Origin of the sequence: Streptomyces sp. NPDC014623 (assembly GCF_043088245.1) — a bacterium.
Lineage (GTDB): Bacteria > Actinomycetota > Actinomycetes > Streptomycetales > Streptomycetaceae > Streptomyces.
This window is the reverse complement of the sequence record NZ_JBIBZU010000024.1, coordinates 16873-33542: the sequence shown is the minus strand read 5'-3', so window position 1 is coordinate 33542 and position 16670 is coordinate 16873. Positions and strand designations below refer to the sequence as shown.

General features: G+C 68.1%; 11 protein-coding genes and 9 pseudogenes. 10 read left to right on the top strand and 10 right to left on the bottom strand.

Annotated features, from left to right (window positions below; translation table 11 throughout):
* Nucleotides 1-4: 4 nt before the first annotated feature.
* Complete coding sequence (locus tag ACF1FZ_RS29895) at nucleotides 5-679, top strand: potassium-transporting ATPase subunit C (RefSeq protein ID WP_391776515.1); 675 nt, start codon at nucleotides 5-7, stop codon at nucleotides 677-679.
* A gap of 171 nt (nucleotides 680-850) precedes the next feature.
* On the opposite strand, the pseudogene ACF1FZ_RS29890 reads toward ACF1FZ_RS29895, so the two are convergent.
* Nucleotides 851-1036, bottom strand: a pseudogene (locus ACF1FZ_RS29890) (hypothetical protein); the annotation flags it as partial.
* Between the two features lie 14 nt (nucleotides 1037-1050).
* Between ACF1FZ_RS29890 and ACF1FZ_RS29885 the strand changes: the two are divergent.
* Complete coding sequence (locus ACF1FZ_RS29885) at nucleotides 1051-1440, top strand: IS30 family transposase (protein WP_391776576.1); 390 nt, start codon at nucleotides 1051-1053, stop codon at nucleotides 1438-1440.
* Nucleotides 1441-1527: 87 nt separating this feature from the next.
* Here the strand turns inward: ACF1FZ_RS29885 and ACF1FZ_RS29880 are convergent.
* The 4 genes and pseudogenes from ACF1FZ_RS29880 to ACF1FZ_RS29865 all read right to left on the bottom strand — a co-directional run.
* A pseudogene (locus ACF1FZ_RS29880) lies at nucleotides 1528-1677 on the bottom strand (IS3 family transposase); the annotation flags it as partial.
* A 342-nt stretch (nucleotides 1678-2019) separates the two neighbouring features.
* Complete coding sequence (locus ACF1FZ_RS29875; RefSeq protein WP_391776514.1) at nucleotides 2020-2421, bottom strand: hypothetical protein; 402 nt, start codon at nucleotides 2419-2421, stop codon at nucleotides 2020-2022.
* A 196-nt stretch (nucleotides 2422-2617) separates the two neighbouring features.
* A pseudogene (locus ACF1FZ_RS29870) lies at nucleotides 2618-2872 on the bottom strand (transposase family protein); the annotation flags it as partial.
* Between the two features lie 62 nt (nucleotides 2873-2934).
* On the bottom strand, nucleotides 2935-3132 hold the full coding sequence (locus tag ACF1FZ_RS29865) for a hypothetical protein (protein WP_250291662.1): 198 nt from the start codon (nucleotides 3130-3132) through the stop codon (nucleotides 2935-2937).
* A 109-nt stretch (nucleotides 3133-3241) separates the two neighbouring features.
* Here ACF1FZ_RS29865 and ACF1FZ_RS29860 point away from each other — a divergent pair.
* The 3 genes and pseudogenes from ACF1FZ_RS29860 to ACF1FZ_RS29850 all read left to right on the top strand — a co-directional run.
* Nucleotides 3242-3463 (top strand): annotated as a pseudogene (locus tag ACF1FZ_RS29860) (transposase family protein); the annotation flags it as partial.
* Between the two features lie 194 nt (nucleotides 3464-3657).
* Nucleotides 3658-4053 carry a hypothetical protein gene (locus tag ACF1FZ_RS29855; RefSeq protein ID WP_391776579.1) on the top strand — a complete coding sequence of 132 codons (396 nt, stop codon included), beginning with the start codon at nucleotides 3658-3660 and terminating at the stop codon, nucleotides 4051-4053.
* Between the two features lie 266 nt (nucleotides 4054-4319).
* Nucleotides 4320-5996 (top strand): hypothetical protein, encoded by a 1677-nt coding sequence (locus ACF1FZ_RS29850; RefSeq protein WP_391776513.1) that lies wholly within the window; start codon nucleotides 4320-4322, stop codon nucleotides 5994-5996.
* A gap of 107 nt (nucleotides 5997-6103) precedes the next feature.
* Here ACF1FZ_RS29850 and ACF1FZ_RS29845 read toward each other — a convergent pair whose 3' ends face one another.
* Both ACF1FZ_RS29845 and ACF1FZ_RS29840 read right to left on the bottom strand, forming a co-directional pair.
* On the bottom strand, nucleotides 6104-6838 hold the full coding sequence (locus ACF1FZ_RS29845) for an IS3 family transposase (RefSeq protein WP_391776512.1): 735 nt from the start codon (nucleotides 6836-6838) through the stop codon (nucleotides 6104-6106).
* Nucleotides 6835-7215: a transposase gene (locus ACF1FZ_RS29840; RefSeq protein WP_391776511.1), complete on the bottom strand. Its 381-nt coding sequence runs from the start codon at nucleotides 7213-7215 to the stop codon at nucleotides 6835-6837. Before ACF1FZ_RS29840 ends, ACF1FZ_RS29845 begins: the two co-directional genes overlap by 4 nt.
* A gap of 101 nt (nucleotides 7216-7316) precedes the next feature.
* Here ACF1FZ_RS29840 and ACF1FZ_RS29835 point away from each other — a divergent pair.
* Nucleotides 7317-7583: pseudogene (locus tag ACF1FZ_RS29835) on the top strand (hypothetical protein); the annotation flags it as partial.
* A 226-nt stretch (nucleotides 7584-7809) separates the two neighbouring features.
* On the opposite strand, the gene ACF1FZ_RS29830 reads toward ACF1FZ_RS29835, so the two are convergent.
* On the bottom strand, nucleotides 7810-8343 hold the full coding sequence (locus tag ACF1FZ_RS29830) for a GNAT family N-acetyltransferase (protein WP_391776510.1): 534 nt from the start codon (nucleotides 8341-8343) through the stop codon (nucleotides 7810-7812).
* A gap of 180 nt (nucleotides 8344-8523) precedes the next feature.
* On the opposite strand from ACF1FZ_RS29830, the pseudogene ACF1FZ_RS29825 reads away from it, so the two are divergent.
* The 3 pseudogenes from ACF1FZ_RS29825 to ACF1FZ_RS29815 all read left to right on the top strand — a co-directional run.
* Nucleotides 8524-9441, top strand: a pseudogene (locus ACF1FZ_RS29825) (transposase family protein).
* A gap of 53 nt (nucleotides 9442-9494) precedes the next feature.
* A pseudogene (locus tag ACF1FZ_RS29820) lies at nucleotides 9495-10097 on the top strand (Tn3 family transposase); the annotation flags it as partial.
* Nucleotides 10094-10276 (top strand): annotated as a pseudogene (locus tag ACF1FZ_RS29815) (polysaccharide deacetylase family protein); the annotation flags it as partial. The pseudogenes ACF1FZ_RS29820 and ACF1FZ_RS29815, both read left to right, overlap by 4 nt.
* 122 nt (nucleotides 10277-10398) lie before the next feature.
* On the opposite strand, the gene ACF1FZ_RS29810 reads toward ACF1FZ_RS29815, so the two are convergent.
* Together ACF1FZ_RS29810 and ACF1FZ_RS29805 are read right to left on the bottom strand one after the other, a co-directional pair.
* Entirely contained in the window at nucleotides 10399-13515 is a 3117-nt protein-coding gene (locus ACF1FZ_RS29810) for a fibronectin type III domain-containing protein (protein WP_391776509.1), read from the bottom strand.
* 687 nt (nucleotides 13516-14202) lie between these two features.
* Nucleotides 14203-15432 carry a hypothetical protein gene (locus ACF1FZ_RS29805; RefSeq protein ID WP_391776508.1) on the bottom strand — a complete coding sequence of 410 codons (1230 nt, stop codon included), beginning with the start codon at nucleotides 15430-15432 and terminating at the stop codon, nucleotides 14203-14205.
* A 317-nt stretch (nucleotides 15433-15749) separates the two neighbouring features.
* Here ACF1FZ_RS29805 and ACF1FZ_RS29800 point away from each other — a divergent pair.
* Nucleotides 15750-16648 (top strand): annotated as a pseudogene (locus ACF1FZ_RS29800) (IS3 family transposase); the annotation flags it as partial.
* Nucleotides 16649-16670: the final 22 nt, after the last annotated feature.

Below are 16670 nucleotides of genomic sequence, written 5' to 3'. Positions count from 1 at the left end.
TGCCATGAACAACTCCCTTCGAAGCACCGCCCGCCTCGCCGGCGCTGCTCTGCGAGCCCTGGTCGTCCTCACGGTCGTCTGCGGCGTGGTCTACCCGCTCGCCGTCACCGGTGTGGCACAGGCACTCTTCAGCGGCAAGGCCAACGGCTCCGAGATCACGAGCGAGGGCAAGACAGTCGGGTCCGAACTCATCGGTCAGACGTACAACCTGCCGAAGATCAACCCGGACGACCCGGAGGAGGCAGCGCGCCCGGACCCGAGGTGGTTCCAGCCGCGCCCCTCCAACGGCCTGGGCAGCAACAGCGTGAACAAGCAGTACCAACTCATCCTCTCAGGTGCGACCAACCGTTCCGGCGACAACGAAGAGCTGATCAAGTGGGTGACGGACGCGAAGAAGGCCGTCATCGCGGACAACAAGGCCAAGGGGTACACGCCGAGCCCGTCGGACGTGCCGGCCGAGGCCGTCACCTCCTCCGGCTCCGGTCTGGATCCACACATCTCCCCTGAATACGCACGGATCCAGGTGCACCGTGTCGCAGAGAAGAACGGCTTGGACGTCATCCAGGTCGACAAGCTGGTCAAGGACCACACTGACGGCCGGATCCTTGGCTTCATGGGGGAGCCCCGGGTCAACGTCCTCCAGCTCAACATCGCGCTCAAGGAACTCACCGAAAAGTGAGCGTGTTACGAGAGCGGGTGGGAGTCCGTACCCCGAGGAACGTGATCGGGCCGGGGGCTCCCGCCCCGGCGTGTGACGCGACGGCCCACGCGCACAACAGGAAGGCGGCGAACCGATGACCCGGGTGCTGGTGGTGGATGAAGTTCCCCCATGACCTTGGACACTCGTTTCTTACGCTGTCAGGGAGTGACCTTGCTGGTGTCGGTGCCGGATCTCGAGCGGGGTGAGGCAGCCCCATAGGGGGTGCTTGCGTAGCCGGCGGCGGTTGTAGAAGGTCTCGATGTGGGTGAAGATCGCCGCTCGGGCGGTGGCCCGGTCTGGCCAGACACGGATGCCGATCTCTTCCTTGAGGACGGCGAAGAAGCTCTCAGCTGCGGCATTGTCGTAGCAAGATCCGGTCCGAGCGGGTCACTCCGCACCTCACCCGCAGCTTCCTCGGCATCCCGCCGCAGCTACGGCGGACTCTCACCTGGGACCGGGGCCGGGAGATGGCCGAGCACCAGGCCATCACCGCCGAGACCGGGATTCCGGTATACCTCTGCAAGCCGCGCAGCCCGTGGCAGCGCGGCACCAACGAGAACACCGACCGACTGCCTCGGCAGTACTTTCCCAAGGGCGCGGGCCCCCGCACGTTCAGCCAGGCCGACCTGGACGCCATCGTCCACGAGCTCAACCATCGTCCACGCAAGACCCATGGGTACCGCACTCCAGCAGAGGTCCACGCTGACCTCCTGAACAGCGGTGATGCGTTGATCACTTGAGGGTGCCGCCGCGGCCTTCACGATGCCGTTCGCCCGCTTCAGCTCGGTGTTCTCCTTCTTCAACGCCCTGAGCTGGGTGGACTCCTCGGTGGTCGTGCCCGGCAGCCGACCGGAGTCGACCTCGTCCTGCTTCACCCAGTTCCGCAACGTCTCAGCCGAACCGATGCCCAGCCTCTGTGCGACCGCCTTCAGCGCGGCCGATTGGTTCGGGTAGTCACCGCGGACCTCAGCGACCATACGGACCGTTCTTTTGCGCAGCTCAACGGGATAAGAGGAGGGGCGTGCCATGGCTCAATCCCTACATGGAATCGAGTCTTCACCGAACCCGGAACGGTTCAATGTCACATCCGATCAGGCCGGCTGGTCCCCATCTCGTTGCCGAAACAGTGGTCCTTTTTCTCGCCGTCCGAGTGGTCCCCCTGCACCCTGTCGAGAACAGAGGGGGCATTGAATTCAAATGAACTCAATTTCAGCAAGGCGGCGGCACATCGCAGTGTAACGTATGATATCGCCCCGACCTGGCGAGGAACCTATTAGGTCATAAGTGACTTTTCGTCTACATTAAATACCCCCTGAGAGTCAGCAGGAACCATTGTGCCACGTCACTGCGGTGACATTCACGGGTACGTAGAAGATGTTTCCGGAGTTACTGGGGACGCACAGCGTGGACGTCGACTTCGACCCGTCCGGCCAAATGTAGTAGTACTTCAGGTCTGCGTTGCGGGGCGTGTGGTTGTAGTAGGTGAGCGCGGGGGCGTCCCCGGACCACTCCTCGGCGACGGCCACTGATGGGGTCTCCACGGGCGCGGGCTCAGGGAAGGCCCAGTGGGCCCAGACGCAGACCTTGCCCTGCGGGCAGTTGCCGGGGGGCCAGGCTTCGTCGGACGCCCCGTTGCCGGCGGCTGAGGCTCCGGGCGCGGAGAGCATGGCGCCCACGAAGGCGGCGGAGGCGAATCCAAGAGCGAGGGATCGTGAATGCACGGCCATTCCCATCCTGGTCTTTGCGTGAAAGAGCAGAGCGAAATGTGAATTTATCAAGTTGATATTGAAAAGTCAAGATATAATCTTTCGGGTTATCGCCCCCGTGTTCGATATGTCGCCCATACGGCCTTGCGTTGAGGAAGGCTGGGCCTGGACCTGCGATGTGCCGTCTTCGTGTCAGTGAGCCTTTCCATCCTCACCCTGAGCTGGTCAGATGAAGGGTGAGGACGGCTTGGACGAGGCTGGTGATCCGGGTGGTCGAGCACCGCAGCTTGCGGAGGAGCCGCCAGGACTTGAGGGTGGTCACAACCTGTTCGGCGAGGGCGCGGATCTTGGTGTGGGACCGGTTCACCGCCTGCTGATCGGTGAAGGTGATCTCCCGTCGCCCCCGGTACGGGGTGCAGACCGCGTCACCGGCACTCCGGTCACCCTTGTCCGCCCGGCAGGTCATGTATCAGCCCAGCCGCCAAGCTCTGCAATCAGGTTGGCAGGGGTTCAATGGCCGCCAGGGGTTCAGCTCGAGGCCTTGCGGTCCGTGAACCAGAGGGCTGCTCCTGCTACGGCAACGGCGAGGCCCAGAAGCAGGAAGGGGAGGCCGGGGCCGGGAAGAACGTACATCGCTGCTCCGACCAAGATGAGGGCGATGCCGATCAGCGTCACCACAACGCCGGCGCGGGACGGGGACATGCTGGCTGCTTCTTTCTTGCTCATCGAGCCCTCCCTCACGTGATTGCAAGCTCGGCGGCTGGGCTGGCAACGTGGTGAAGCCACTGGTAGATGGGTTTTCGACCAAGAGAACCGTCTCCACCAGAGGCTTCACGTGCTTGTTTACCCGTCGGGCGTCGACGTGTCCAGTTCCGCCCTTCGCTTCCTCACGCAGCAACTGCGGCGCCACCGCCGCGCGATCGGCCCCCGGGGGCGGCGCCTGAGCGCCGGCCGTCAGTCCCTGCTCACCCTCGCCCATCTGCGGATGGGACACGCCTATGCCCAGCTTGCGGCCGGGTTCGGCATCGGCACCACGACGGCCTGCCGCTTGATCAGCCGCCTGCTGATCGACCAGCAGGCCGCCGGTGAGATCCGTGTCCACGACGTCGGGCCGTTCCTGCTCAAGCACTTCAGGGGCAGGGCGCTCACCAGTGAGCGGGAGCAGACGCGGCTGGCGAAGACCGGGGGGCACATCACCCTGGGCGCCGACGCCACCACCGGGCTGGCAGTTGCTCACGAAGAAGCTGCACGGTGCGCTGTCGGGCGGGGAAAAGGCCATCGCACCTGTCCCTGTTCGCCGCGCACTACCAGGCGGTACCGAGAGCGCCCCGGCTGATCCTGCTGGACGAGGTTTTCGTCGGGGTCGACTCCACCAACCGGGGCCAGGTCTTCGAGTTGTTGTGTTCGCTCGACCTCGACCTCATGCTCCCCTCGGACCATGAGTGGTGCACGTACCGGGAGCTCGACGGCATCGCCGTGCACCAGCTGACCACCGGAGGCGGTGGCCCGGGGGACGACGCGGTGACCACGGCGCGCTTCGTGTGGGGCGGCGCGGACCTGGTGGCGCAGGACGAGCCGGCGACCCCGCCGCCTGCCGCGCCCGTACCCGGCGCGCCCGTACCGCTGCCACGGGACGGGCAGACGTGAAGCACCTCCTGGTCGTCCCGGGTCAGCCCCCGCTGTGGCGGGCGTTTCACGCATGTCTGCCCCCCGCGCTCCCGTCCGCGGATGGCGGATAACGAGCCATCCGCCCCACCGCGAAGACCCCGCGGAGACGGGCGGAAGAGCTGTGGCGCATTGCATCACTGCGTCAGGGCCCGACTGAGGTGTTCAGCGGAGGAGGCAGCATGTTAAACGGGGATGTACGGGGCATGACGAGCAGAGGGCAGTGGAGTCGGTTATGGGCCTGGAGCGTGCCCGTCGCTGTGGCGGTCACCGCTTCCGCACTGATGACGGCTCCGACGGCGACGGCCGCCGGAGCCCCGGCTTCGACGAAGGCGGCGGCCGCGCAGCCGGCGCCGTGTCCGCTCCTGCCGTGTGAGGGCTCCGAGCCCGGGAGCGTCACGGCATGGCATACGGGCGGTGCGCCGAAGCTGCTCAAGGAGGTCGTCCTCGCCTCCGGTTCTCGGCTGAGGATGTACACGGGTAAGCCCGCCTGGGACACGTCCGCGACGGTCTACTCCTGGGCCGAGGTGACCCTCACCGGAACGACACAGGGACGCGGCTGGCTGCGGACCGAGGAGAACCTCGGCGACGGCATCAACACCAGGTCGACGATGGAGCACCCCCGCTCGTACCGCGACACGACCGGCACCACCGGCATGTTCCTGTTCAATACGACCCGGTACGGGGTCGCTTACGCCAACGCCGCGTGCGTCACGGACGGCAGGCAGACAGGGTGCGTCAACGACACCGTGTCCACTGTGGTGCCCAACGGCCCCTGCGCGGGCTGGTGTTCCGACGCGGATCCGACCACGATCCCCGCATCGGACTGGTCGTCTGTGTACCGCTCCGAGTACGAGCGTGTGGCGCTTCCCTCCGGAGCCTCCGTCCAGATGGTCGACGGGCGTCTGAAGCAGGGAAGCTATCTCGGCTGGGCCGAGGGCCAGCTGACCGGCTCCGGCGGAAGGTTCTGGCTGGAGGCGTGGCAGGGCGCCGGCCGCTGGGGTGAGGTCTACACCGAGTTCACGCCGGAAGGCGCCTCGCGCACCACCTCCGGCTCGACCCACGCGTACTCGTGGCTGCCCCAGCTTCGGGCCTGCGTGAGCGACAGCAGCGGCACCGCGTGCACTCAGGACCCGGATGCCACGACGACCGCCCCGACCCAGGCACCGTGCGCCACGCTTCCTTGCACGGGCATCGACTCGTCGACCGTCACGGAGTGGATGCCGAACTACGAACCGCGCCTGGTCGAGGACGCGAGCGTCTACCAGGGCGGCCGGCTGAAGGTCTGGCAGGGCCGTCCCGCCTGGGACCCCCACCACATGTACTACTGGGGCGAGGCCGAGCTTCCCACCGGCCGCCCGGGCGTCTTCGCCACCCTGATGACCCACAGCGACTCCGGCGTCGACTCCCGCGTCCAGCGTCCGGTACCGATACCGGGCACCCGGCTCACGGCGACGGGCCGGACGAAGATGACCGCCCTCGACCCGCTGTCCAGCAAGGAGATCGCGGGACTGGTCGTGGACGGAAAGACGTGGGCGTTCGCCACCCGCCAGGACGACAACCTCTTCACGAACGACAAGGAAGGCGCGATGGGCCCCTGCGCTCCCGGCGAGATCTGCGAGGGCGTCACGCCCTCGACGGTCACGAAGTGGGCATCGGTCGCCACGGACTGGTCCACGGCCCGGCTCCCCGGCGGACAGCAGGTCACGCTCAGCGGCTCGCGTCCGTCCTGGTCGGTCTCCGACTACTACGCCTGGGCGCACACGACGGCCACGGGTACGACGGTGTGGCTGGAGGACAGGGTGCCCGGCGGGACGTACACGAAGGTCGCGGCCGAGAAGGTGATGAAGGCGACGACCGGGCAGTCGGTACGGGCCTGCATCAGCGACGGCACCACCACGGCCTGCACCAAGCCGCTGCTGTAGGCGGACGCCCGGCACACCGGGCACGCCGGAAACGACAGATCCCCACGGTTCGCGAGGAACCGTGGGGATCTGACTGGCGGTCAACCGACACTATCCGCTGACCTGCGCTAATGCCCCCGTTGCAGGTGACCGTTCCCCGTCAGAACAGGATCAGTTTCCAGAAGGCGTGATCCGGTGCGTCCACAGCTCTGCCGCAACCCCGACTTCCGTATTCTTTCCCGGCACTGGGCTGACGTGTGTGCACTGCCGCGATCGCTGTGAACCACGCAGCCGGGCTCGAGTCCGCCCCGGCCGTGAGCCATGTCCAGAGCATCGACGACGAGCTCGGCGCGGTGATGATCGGCCATGGCATAGCCGGCGACCTCGCGGGTGGCCAGGTCCAGCCCGCAGGCGAGGTAGAGCCAGCCCCCGGCGGTGGGCAGGCAGGTGATGCCGCCGACCAGCTTGGCCCCGAGGCGCTCGGCGTGGAAATCGCGGCCGATCAGGTCCGGGGCCGGCTTCGCCTTCGCATCCGGCCGGGTCAGCGAACGTCGCCTGCACCGGATGACGCCGCGGATGTCGCGCTCACGCATCACGCGGGCGACACGCTTGCGGTTCACCCGCCGGCCCGGGCGGCGCAGTTCGGCGTGGATGCGCGGGAGACCGTAGGTGCGCCGGGAAGCGATGTGCAGCACGGTGATCTCGTGCGCGAGCACGTCGTGGGCGGCCTGCCCGGCACGACGGGCGGCCTCACCCTCCCACCAGGCATAGCAGGAGGAGCGGGCCGCCTTCGGCCCCCGGCACAGCGGGACGATCGGGTACGTGGCCTTCTCCGCGTGGATCAACCGGTACAGCTCGCTCACCGGTCGTTCTCCTTCACGAAGAAGGCCGTGGTGAGGTCAATGGGTCGGTGCAACATCCCAGGTAGAACTGCTGCTGGAGGTGTTGCTGGGTGGCGAGAACCGGGCGTCCGGGGCTGTCGGACGAGCAAAAGCGTGAAGTGTGGCGACGGTGGCGGGACGGGCAGTCGCTTGAGCTCCTCGCGCTCGGCGCTGGTGAGCTCGCCGGAGCCGCCCTCTCCTCGGTCCGCCTTCGCCCGGCGGTACCAACCGCGCAGGGACTCGGAGCTGACGCCAAGTTCCCGGGCTACGGCGGTGACCGACTTGCCCGAGGAGTCGACGAGTGCGATCGCGTCCCGCCTGAACTTCTCGGTGTACCGCTTCATGTACTTGCTTCCCACCCGGTGCTACTTCCTCTGGAACCTCGAGTCCCAGTCTCCAGGTGTCCACGATCAAGGGGAAGCTTCATCGGACAGTCACGCACCCAACAACGTGACAACGCCTGTGCCCGGCCACCCGCCCCGTCGCCCTGCCGATGATCGAGTTCAAGATGGCGTGGCCGGTCAACGGCGACATGTCCCAGGTCCGCCTGGCCAGCAGCTGCGGCTACTCCTTCCCCTACGACTTCTTCAACGCGTGGGAGGAGCACATTCCCAAGGCCCTGGTCGACCACTGCATCGTCGGCGGCCTGCAGTGCGACACACGGGGCTTCGACCTCTACCGCCCCGAACGCGGGACCGTGCTGAACGCGGACCACCGACTGCCCTGAGCCGGTCGGCGATGCGCACCGGGCCGGTCACCCTCTCCCGTACTCGGGGCGACCGGGCCTTCCGCGTGCGCAGGTGACGGCTGTTCGTGGACGCAGCAGCCGCCTGACCTCAACCACGGGCTGCGGACAGATGGCACAGGGCGGCCGTACGCACTGCGAGTGCGAGTGCGGTGAGAGACAAGCCGCGTCAGGACCATGTCCGGGTGGTATCTCGGCGACCGGCCTGTCACGACCGAGGAACGGCCCCGCGTTCGCGCGCGTGGAGATGCCCCTCCGCCTCGCGCGGTGCACGAGGCGGCAGGACGCTCTCCAGGGAGTAGCCCGTCTTTTGCGCGACCCGGCAGGAGGCGGGGTTGGCGGCATTGTGAACCAATTCCAGACGGCTGAGGCCCGCTCCCGTCCTGGTGTCGAAGGCCCAGGCCGTCAACAACTCCACGGCCCTGGAAGCGACGCCGAGGCCCCGTGACGAAGCCCCCGTCCAATAGCCGAGCTCGCCGCACGTCTCGCCCTCGGACCGCTTGAGAACGATGTGCCCCACGGCCCGTCCAGTCGTCAAAAGGATGGCGAAACTGAGGCGCTTCCCGGACTCCCAGCCCGCCTTCTGCGTCGCAATCCAGTGCACCGCGTCCTGCGACCCGGCCACTCGGTGCGTCGTCCAGCGACGTACTTCCTCATCGTCGGCCAGCGCCGCCAGCGCATCGGCGTCACCCGGCTCCCACGGCCGCAGCGTCAGATCGGTCGAGCTCAGCACCACGCTCATCACCGCTTGGTCCTTCCTGTCTTCCCGCCACCCTAGATGAGCGCAATCACACGCCTTGACCTGCACCGCAGTACAAGACCTGGAGAGTAGGCCTGCTGCTCTCGACTCCCTAACGAGTTGGTGCGTGATAGCGGGCGGGGTGTCGTGCCTGGCAGGTGGCATGATCCGGTTGTGGCGATCATGGCCAATCGGTCGGTGCTGGCGCATCGGCTGTTCACGGGAATCTCTCGGCGTCATCTCGCGCGTCCGGTTGAGGAGTTGGCGGTGCCGTGGCAAGCCGGTCTCGAGGGCCGCCGCCATGCCGCGCGAGGCGGGGCCAGGAAGCGGGCCGCGGGTGCTGGTGCCCGTCACCAGCTGGTGTTCGTCGACCGGTTGGTGTGGCCACGCTGATCCACCTGCGCCACGACCTGCCGCACTCGGTGCTGGGGCTGCTGTTCGGCGTCGACCGCTCCACCATCACCCGCGCGATCGCAGAAGTACACACGCTCCTGGCCGAGCGGGGGTGCGCGGTCCCCGACCGCCCCGGCCTGCGCCTTCGGACACTGACCGACGTGTCCGCCTACGCCCAGGCCGAGAACATCGAGCTGCGGCTGGACGCCACCGAGATCCAGGTCCGCCGGCCACCGGCCGGACGTGGTGGCCGGCGCGCGTTCGTCTCCGGCAAGAAGAAACAGAACACGATGAAGGCCACCGTGATCGCCGACCGGCTAGGGCCGCACGTTATGGACCGATGACCTGCGGACCGGACGTATGCACGACGCTACCGCCGCCCGTAACGAAGGCATCGCCATCTGCTTCCAGCATTTCCCCGACGTCGAGGTCCTCCTGGACGACGGCTACCTCGGCCTGAGCCACGACCACCGCGGGCAAGCGATCCCACCGCCCAGAAAACCCCGGCCGGGAGCACTGCCCGGCAGAATCGAACAGTGGGAACGCGACCGCCACGACCACTCATCCGACCGCATCACCGTCCAACACGCCCTCGCCGGCCACAAACGCCGGAAGCAACTGACGCGCTGGACCCACCGCCGCGACCGCCTGCCCGACACCTACCGCGCCATCGCCGACCCCGGCTCCGACCGCACCGCCCAAGCCTGAGCAACGGTCCTCAAACGAACCAGCACACCCCACCCGCTATCACGCACCGACTCATTAAAGACCTGGACGACCAGCGGTTCTGGCGGGCGGCGATGCCCGGCGTGGAGACGGGGGCGTACGGAGTACTGGAGCCCCTCGCCCGGAACCGGGTGAACCTGAAGAAGATCGAGACGTGGTGGCCGGACATGCTTCGGATCGCGGGCTCCCTGGTCACCAACCAGGTCCGCGCCTACGACCTGCTGCGGATGTTCGGCCGCGAGGGTCACCCGACTCCGTTGGGGCAGGCGTTCGCTGAGTACGGGCGGATCGCCAAGACGGAGCACCTGATGCGGATGGTCGACCCGGTCGACGACACCTACCGCCGGCAGATGAACCGCCAGCTCACCGTGCAGGAGTCCCGCCACAAGCTGGCGCGCGACGTGTGCCACGGCAAGCGCGGCACCATCCACCAGGCGTACCGCGACGGCATGGAGGACCAACTCGGCGCGCTCGGCCTGGTCCTCAACGCCATCGTGCTCTGGACGACCCGCTACATCGGCGCTGCCGTTGCCCAGCTCCGCGCCGAGGGCCACGAGATCCGGGACGAGGACATCGCCCGGCTCTCCCCGCTCAAGCACAAGAACTTGAACCTGCTCGGCCGCTACAGCTTCACCGCCTCCTGGGCTGGAATATCGACTTCGAGGCGCCGGGTGTCGGGGCCATCCTGCGCACCGTGAAGGACGAGCTGCCCAACGGCCCGACCCTGCTCTTCCACGACGGCGGCGGCGACCGCGCCCAGACCGTCGAGGCGCTGTGTTCGCTCCTGCCGTGGCTGCACGCCCACGGCCACACCTTCAAGCTTTCGGGAGCGCTGAGCGGTTCCGCCACGGCGTCTGTCGAGACGAGGAAAGGTCTTCACCGGGTTCCACGGCAGGCCCGTCGCCCGGTCGCGAGCGGTCCGGGCCTGCCGCGGCCGGTTCATCTACCAGGTGCCGCGCCGGATGTGCTGACCTGCTTCGGAAGGTCTAGCAACGTCCGCATGTCCTGCCGGGCCCGGTCGCTCGCGCTCGGCGGGGCGGCCTGCACGGTGCCCGACGCGCGGCTGCCCGCCGGTCGGGGCGCCACCACGCAGTTCGACTTGCCGGACTCGTAGACGCCGTTGACAGCGGTCACGCAGAACTCGTAGTTCCACACGCCGGGGAACAGGAACCCGATCCCCTTGCTCGTGCCCTCGACGATGTCCTCGTCTGCCTTGGAGGTACCGCCGTCGTGGTCGTCGCCGTTGATATTGCGGACCCACACGCGGTAGCCGGCGGCCGCGTTCGACCCCTTCCAGTTCAACTGGACAGTCGTCGCGTCGGTGGAGGTGACCCGCAGGTCCGTCGGCGCGGGCGGGGTGCCGGCGCCGACGGTGACCGGGCGGGCCAGGCCGGGCAGGCCGCCGCCGGCCGCGTTCCAGGTCGCCACCGCGACGAGGTAGTGGTGCCCGGGTTTGAGGCCGTCGACGTGCGCGACCGTGCCGCGCGCCCCGGTGCTGGTGAGGAAGGCGCCGGGAGTGTCCTTGTCGTACAGGACGATCTCGTAGCGGTCGATGGTATCGGTGTACGGTCCCGTCGGCGGGGTCCAGGCGACGTCGATACCGGTGGCGCTGGGCCGGCTGGCGATGTTGGTCGGGGGCGGTGCGGTCTGGGGGTGGGCGGTGGCGCCGACCGTGGCGGACCATCCCGAGGTGGTCTCGGTGCAGCCGAGTGGATCATGGGGGTCCGTGTTCCAGCGGCAGCCCATGTTGGCCCGCACCTGGTATTCCCAGTCGATGCCGTCGACGGTCCAGGTGGTGTCGGTCCGGTTGCTGAAGGCCCTCCCCTGGCTCCACGTCGTCTGACCGGCGATCCGCGAACGTACGTCGTAGTCGACGGCTCCGTACACCGGGTCCCAGGTCACCGTGACGCCGCGCGCGTTGGACACCGCTCGTACGTTCGTGGGAAAAGCCGGAGTGAGTCGGGCGGGCACGGTGGTGGGCACGTCCATGTCCCTGGCGCCGAAGGCGTAATCCTGGTGCAGGACCTGTGCGAAGGCCGCGGCGAGTTCGTATTCCCCGTGTTCGTTGGGGTGCAGGCCGTCATATCCGGAGGGGCAGTTCGTCGGAGAGCAGGAGTATCGGGCCGCCCAGTCGACGAGATTGATGTTGGAGATCGGGTCGTCCGCTTGCCAGGTCGCTATGGACTGCGGAAGGAGGCTGTTGTAGTGGTCGGTCTTGGCGATGAGGTCGTCCCGGCCGCCGATCTTCGTGCGCTGCGGTACGTTCGCCAGTGCGAAGTCGACACTCGGATGGGCGTCGCGGGCCTGCGCGACGATCTGCCCGACGTCGCTCAACGTGCCGTGTTCGTCGCTGACGAACCAGCCCATGTCGTTGAAACCGATCGCGAGCAGGATCAGGTCGGGTCGGTAGGTCGCGACCTGCTTCCGGATGTCCTGCTTGACCTGCGCGGCCTGGCGGCCCCAGTGTGCGTAGTGGTCGCTGTCGAAGGCGATGTCGGTCGGCGGTCCGGACCCGGGGTTCTGGGGTTCGCTGACGTCGGGGGCGTAGCCGCCCGACGTGCGGAGGCCCTGACTGGGCGGCGCCTCCTCCGGAAGCCGCGGGGGTGTGGGCGGGGCCGGCTGGTCGGGGGTGAACGTGCCGGAGTACGGCCCGACGAAGTCAACGGCGACCTTCTGGCTCCGCAGCCACTGCCACAGCCGGTAGCGCCAGGTGAAGTCGCCCTCCCGGCCCTGCGTGATGGAATCGCCGACGACCATCACCCGGTGGACCGGGGCGAGGATCCAGCGGCTGCCTCCCCCCTCGTCGGCCGCCGCCCGCTTCGAGGAGGTGCCGCAGGTGCGCCAGACACTGTAGCCCGAGTAGTCGGCCGGCTGCTTCATGGTGTGGACCGAGTACAAGCACTTGTCCGGCTTGAAGGAGGACCTGATCTCGACGTCCCGCCCGGCGCCGGGAACATCCGCGTCGACGATGGTCATCTTCTGCTCCGGTGGCACCTGATCGCGCGCCGCGACGCACGGTGCCGTCCGCATGGCACCGCTCTCCACGAAGATCATGCAGCCGATGTCCGGATCGACGTTGGCGATCTGCGCGCTGTTGTCCTCCGGGTCGTAGTTGTGGAAGCGCCAGTTCTCCGCGCCGTGCAGATTGTCGTCGAGGATCGAGTCCGCCGCCGGGCTCGGTATCTGTACCGTGGCGCCCACGCCGGGTGGCACGTCGGTCGCGGTGATCTGGTACTCGGTCGCCGCGGCGGCCATCGCCGACCTGAAACCCACGGGTGTGTGGTCCGCGCCGCCGGGGTTGTCCAGGCGCGCCGGAGCGAGGATGCCGGACAGGTCGCCGGAGGTGACCATGTAGTCCAGTTCACGGCCGCTCACGTGCGTGGCGAGGCCGGTTCCGGCCACGACACCGATGCGGTTGCCGGTGCTGTCGCGCGGCATCGCCTGTGTCAGGTTGACCGGATCCCGGTTGAAGTCGCCGAGCGCGACCCAGCTGTCCCCGCCCACCGCGGCTTCGATGTTCCTCAGCAGCCCCGGCACGTCACTGCCGTGGCTGCGGGACAGCGCGTGCAGGGTGAACACCCAGGTCGTGCCGTACCTCACCCCGAACGTCGCCCGGCCGTCGGGGAGACCTGACGGAACGATCCGCACCTCCCGTGGAACGCGGTCGGTCACTATCGCAAGGTTCACGCGGTGCCCGTTCGGGTCCGTCTCCATGAAGTACACGTAGCGGTATGTGTCTGATGAGGGGAGCTCCCAGAGGGTCTCGGTCACCTGTGAGTTACCGGACTGGGCGACGGTGGAATTGCCCCGCCCCACTGGGCGGGAACCCGCCTCCTGTAGTGCCACGATGTTGTGCGCGAGCATGGGAGAAGACGGTCTGCCGTTCGTCAGCGCGGTGACGCCTGTCGACCATTTGCTGGTAATCGAGTCGGTACCTCCCTGCATGTTCCAGGTGGCCATGCTGAGGTTCGTGATGTCCTGCGGAGCGGCGCTCGCCTCCCGCGGTTGGCTGATGAATGCCGCCATCAGTACGCCGCACGCCAACATCGTGATCATGCCGCGGAGCGTTCGGGATCTTCGCGGGCGGAGTTCCGTCCCGGGTCTGCGATGCCGGACTTCGTTCGTTCTCATGAGCTCCCTCAAGGTGAATTGGCATAGCCGCCGCCCCACGAACTGCTTCCGCTGCCGTCCTCCCGCACGCCCGGCCGGGCGTCGCCCCCCTCCGTGTCGTGGCGGCTGGCCGATCCGGCCGGCGCCGAGGTCCGCCGCCGTAGGGCACCGGCCCCGCCGCGCGGGTGCCACCCGGCCGCGGCGGCGATCCCGGAACCGCCGATACGGAGCACCCTGTCGGTCGGCAGGGGAACGGCACGTCCGACAGCGACCGCCCCTCGAGCACAGCGGCCGGAGAAAACGCTACAGACGCCACGAGCCGCGGTCGTCACCATGCAGAGCCACTTCGGACGTAGCTCGCACGGGGGGCAAGCCCTTCCCCCGCCAGGTCTCGGAACCCCCTCCGCACCCTCCCCCGGGTCCGGGCCCGCCAGGCCGCCCCGCGCCGGGACGGGCCGTGATGGGATGGCGGCATGAGCCGCGCCACCGAGAAGACCAACCGCCGCCTGCCGCTCGCCCCGAATACGTCGAACGCTCACACCTGACCGATAGGGGCGATTCGTGCAAGTTCTGCCGATCACGGGGTGCCGCGCGCGCACCTATGCCTGGGCAACTACCGGTCACGGGAACGGATCAGGCGGCCAGTACATCGCGCAGCTCGCGCACGGCACGCTCGTCGTGATGCCGGACGGGGATCGAGTGGTAGAGGTCCGTTGCGCGGTGGTGCACGAGTCCACTGCGGAAGGCGTCGGGAAGAGCGGTCAGCACTGAGACGACTCGTCGGCAGGCCTCCTCGGTATCACCGTCCCGGTGAGTACAGGTGGCCGCGTCGATGCTGAGAAGCGAGCGGGTCATGGTGCTGGTCTGTGATGACAGCTTGAGCGCTCTTTGCTGGCTTGCGCGGGCACGCCGGGTGTCGCCGAGCGCGGTGAGCGCGTGGGACAGATGGACGTGGTGTTTCTGCTCGCTGTGGGTGAGCCATGTGTCGGCCCGGGTTCCGGCATCGAGGCGTTCTATGAGGGTGTCGGCGGCGGTGACGGCCTCGCGGGCCTGGTCTGGCTGGTGGGCCAGGGCGTAGGCGCGGGCGGCGACCGCAGCCGCCAGGGTTGCGGCCGCCGTCGGCCGGTTTCCGGCGACCTGTCGTGCCTGCTCGGCCAGCAGAGCCGCAGCCTGCGGGGCGCCGTAGTTGATTGGCACCATCGCTTCGCGGGCCAGGACCCAGGCGTGCAGTTGGCGATCGCCGGATTCCTGGGCCGCCTTGGAGGCGGTGGCGAACCACTTTCTGGCCTCTTTGCGGGTTCCCAGGTCATGCAGCACGATCGCGATCATCCCCGCCATCTGCCCGGCGGTCCGGCACACCCGGATGCGGGCGGCGACCGGCTGCGGGCTGTCGAGATGGGGCCGGAGCTCGGCGAAGTCGCTGGCGAGGCCGGTGAGGAACCGGGTCGGGGCCTGCCCGTGGTATCCGTAGCCGTACGCCTCGGCAGCTGCCTCGAGGTCGGACAGATCAGCCGGGGCCATATCCGCGGTCAGAGCGAGATCCAGCGACTGGGAGGTCTCGGTCAACGCGGTGAGGGCGGTGGTAGTGAGGCTGGCTGCGAGGGTGCCGCGCAGGACTTGGCGGCGGTTCATCGGGTCATCTCCATCGTCGGCCTCCGGGTGCGTTCTCGGGGAGCTGTGCTCCCAGGGTCGCGCAGCAAGCCCCAGAAAGGCACCGGGAATCCGAAGCGCGTCCGCGATGCGCTCGATCGCGTCCAGCGTGGTCACCGTCGCTTCGCCGCGGGCGACCTTGGCGACCCGCTCTGGCTTCATGCCGGCGGCTTCACCGTTCCGGTAGAAACTGACCCCGTGCTCGCGGGCCATGGAGAAGACCGTCGTGAAGTCACGGGTCCGGGCGGCATGGGCGAAAGCCGGGTCGTGCAGCAAGCGGTCTGGAATCTGCGCTGGTGATGGACGTAAGTCGTCCACGAGTCCCCCTTCGCCCGCAGCGAGAGCCCAGACGCTACCCCCATGACGGGTCCCCACGGCGGGCTTATCCACAGGTCCGGTTCCCGCTTCACTGGCGACTGCCAACAGCGCGCCGACCGGCCGCTGAACCCCTTTCTGCAGGAGGTATTCCATGGAGCCCAAGTCCGCTATTGCCGCCGCCAGCATCCCGGTCAGCCAACGTGACAGCACCGGACGAACTGGTGAGCCGCTTCGAGTTCGTTGCCGGCCATCGCGACGCCTTCGGCGTGAAGCGGCTGTGCACCGTGCTGAACCTGTCGAGGTCCGGGTTCTACCGGTGGTTGGAGACCGCCCCGGCGCGGGCCGCGAAGAAGGCCGCCGACGCCGCGCTCACCCGGCGGATACGCAAGATCCACACAGAGTCCGGGAAGACGTACGGCGCCAAGCGGACCACCGCCGAGCTCCGCGAGGGCGGTGCGATGGTGAACCGCAAGCGCGTGGAGCAGCTCATGCGCCAACACGGTATCCAGGGACGGAGGTTGAGACGGCGGCACAGCACTACGATCCCGGCTCCCGCCGCCCAGGCGGTGCCCGATCTGCTGCGGCGCGACTTCACCGCGTCCGCCCCGACCGGGACTGGGTCGGCGACATCACCTATCTGCCGATCGCCGGCGGGAAGTTTCTGTACCTGGCCACCGTCATCGACGTGTTCTCCCGTCGCCTGCTGGGCTGGTCGATGGCCGATCACATGCGGGCCGAGCTTGTCACCGACGCGCTCAACGCGGCCCTCCGCACGCGCGGCGGCAGGGGGGACGGCGTCATCTTCCACAGCGATCACGGAGCTCAATACGGGTCGAAGACATTCGCCGACGTCTGCCACCAGGCCGGGATCCGCCGGTCCATGGGAGCGGTCGGCACCTCCGCGGACAACGCCGCCACGGAGTCCTTCTTCGCCTCGCTCAAACGGGAGATCCTTCCCGGCCGGCGAGGCTGGCCGACCGCACGAGCCACCCGCCTCGCAGTCTTCCGCTGGCTCGGCTTCTACAACCACCAGCGCAGGCACTCCACCATCGGCTACCTCGCGCCGGTCGCCTTCGAACAGAGATCCATTACGCTGGCCATCGCTGCATGACAACCGGTGTCCACGATCAAGG